The following is a 2266-nucleotide window of genomic DNA, read 5'->3' as shown; positions in this document are numbered from 1 at the left end:
TCAAGGACTATAACCGTAGGGTATAACCCGGTAAGGGCGCAGGGTTTGCGCCCTTAGCGCGTTTCAAATCAGGAAGAAATAAAGAAGTTTGACAGCTTGTCTTTTGACGGAAAGAAAAACATGATCTGACAATCCTTTATGGACTAGCCCACTTGTTTTTTTTAATCTCATGAGACAAATTGCATTGAAAAAGCTATTATCACTTCTAGTGGTAACGGTCTGTGTCTTGACCTTTACCTATGGTTGTGCTGACTCAAGTACAGCTACTGTTCCTCCAGAAACCACACCTGCCCCAACTGCTGCAGTTGAAACAGTGGAATCCCCAGCGGAACCCACCGAAGTAGCAGAGGAAGAAACTACTCCTGCTGAACCAGAAGCAGTAGCAGAGGAAGAAACTACTCCTGCTGAGCCAGAAGCAGTAGCAGAGGAAGAAACTACTCCTGCTGAACCAGAAGAAGTAGCAGAGGAAGAAACTACTCCTGCTGAACCAGAAGAAGTAGCTGTAGCACCTGAGCCTGCTGCTGAGCCAGAAGCAGTAGCAGAGGAAGAAACTGCTCCTGCTGAACCTGTCGAAGTAGCTGCAGCCATAGATCCAGCTGCCCTAGCTAAATCAGCACAAGTCTTCGCAGGGAACTGTGCCGCTTGTCATGCGGGTGGAAAGAATTTAATCAATGCCCAAAAAACTCTGAAAAAGGATGCCCTTGAGAAGTATGGCATGTACTCTAAGGACAAGATCGTTTACCAGATCACCAATGGTAAGCCCCCCATGCCAGCCTTCAAAGGTCGTATACCAGCGGATCAGATTGCAGCCCTTGCTGATTATGTGTTGTATCAAGCTGACAATGGTTGGTAGTAGATTGATACAATCGGGTTTCTAAACGATTTGTGAAACTCAATCGTAAGCAATCAGTTATCAGCTAAAGGCCTTTGGCCACGCTACGCGAACAGCTATCAGCTATCAGCTAAAGGCTGACCGCTGACGGCTGACGAAGGAATTGAATTTTAAGTTAGTGGTTAGTAGTTAGTTGTTGGTGGTATTTTCATTACCAAGTAACTGCTGACCACTAATTATTTTGTATAGTAGACTTCGCGGCAGTTGTAGGGAACAGGGAATCGGGAATCGGGAATCGGGAATCGGGAATCGGGAATCGGGAATCGGGAATCGGGAATCGGGAATCGGGAATCGGGAATCGGGAATCGGGAATCGGGAATCGGGAATCGGGAATCGGGAATCGTGGACAAGAAGGAACTTTAAGAAGTTTATCCCATTTCCCCATCTCCCTATCTCCCTATCTCCCTATCTCCCTATCTCCCTATCTCCCTATCTCCCTGAGCACAAACCCCTAAGATTCAGATTCCTCTTGCTCTATCGGCAGACTAACATCAAGAAAAATCAAAAATTTCCCATGGGGCATCAACTGCTTCAGAGTCTGGGAATGGCTCTTGGCATCGGAAAGGTTGCAGAACCGAGCGAAAACTAGTGGTGGCATGTGGGGCAATAGCCGAATCATTACCCATGGGTATAGTTGACTGTAAGACATAATATAAGTTGTCTCCTGTAAATGGTGATCAAGAGCCAGCCCGAGCCCGACAAGATCTCCGGGCTGGCTCTTCCGTGGAATTTATTCTCCACGTTTTCAGTATATCACAAAAATATTATATTATAGCATATTTTGAAAATTTTTGTAAAAAATTGGTTAGGAAGAAGGAAGTAGGGAGTAGGGAGTAGGGAGTAGGGAATCGGGAATCGGGAATCGGGAACAGGGCTATAATTTTGTATTTTATTAAGTTTTTTTGTCAGGATTTGTGATATAATATTTTAGGGTTTTTATGAACTCAATCTTAATCAGCTATAGCGAACCGGTTTATAATGGGAACTGCTCTGCTTCGGTTTTCCTTAGGGATTCTAATCGCAAAGGCATAGCAAACCCATCTTAATTAATAAGCAAAAATCCGATAAGCATCACTACTTAGACTATGTATCTGTGATCAAGTAGACGTTTCAAATATAGCGGTTTATAGCCTAATCAGGTACACAGGATTTGTTCCCTGTTCACTGTTCACTGTTCCCTGTTCCCTGTTCCCTGTTCCCTAAAACCCAAAAATTTCTACGTCACATTAATAACTCCTATAAATGCTAGTCAATAACTCACCGTCAAATCCTTTGGATTATGACGGGAGCTTGTAAGAAGCTTATAGTTGACCAGTCTAAGTTCCTGAGAACTATGTTATTTCTAAGTGTTAATGTTCCTACCTAGGGATGCGT

Annotated in this window: 3 protein-coding genes; 1 reads left to right on the top strand and 2 read right to left on the bottom strand. The window is 44.0% G+C overall.

Annotated elements, in window-relative coordinates; genetic code table 11:
- Nucleotides 1-169 precede the first annotated feature (169 nt).
- Nucleotides 170-853: a c-type cytochrome gene (locus F6K52_RS35515; RefSeq protein WP_293089783.1), complete on the top strand. Its 684-nt coding sequence runs from the start codon at nt 170-172 to the stop codon at nt 851-853.
- Between the two features lie 211 nt (nt 854-1064).
- On the opposite strand, the gene F6K52_RS35510 is transcribed toward F6K52_RS35515, so the two are convergent.
- Nucleotides 1065-1277 carry a hypothetical protein gene (locus F6K52_RS35510; protein WP_293089781.1) on the bottom strand — a complete coding sequence of 71 codons (213 nt, stop codon included), beginning with the start codon at nt 1275-1277 and terminating at the stop codon, nt 1065-1067.
- A gap of 66 nt (nt 1278-1343) precedes the next feature.
- Nucleotides 1344-1541, bottom strand: coding sequence for a hypothetical protein (locus F6K52_RS35505; protein WP_293089779.1), 198 nt, complete (start codon nt 1539-1541; stop codon nt 1344-1346).
- Nucleotides 1542-2266 lie beyond the last annotated feature (725 nt).

It is taken from the genome of Moorena sp. SIO3H5, from assembly GCF_010692395.1.
Lineage (GTDB): Bacteria > Cyanobacteriota > Cyanobacteriia > Cyanobacteriales > Coleofasciculaceae > Moorena.
Note: the sequence above shows the minus strand (reverse complement) of the source record. Positions and strands in the feature narration are given on the sequence as shown.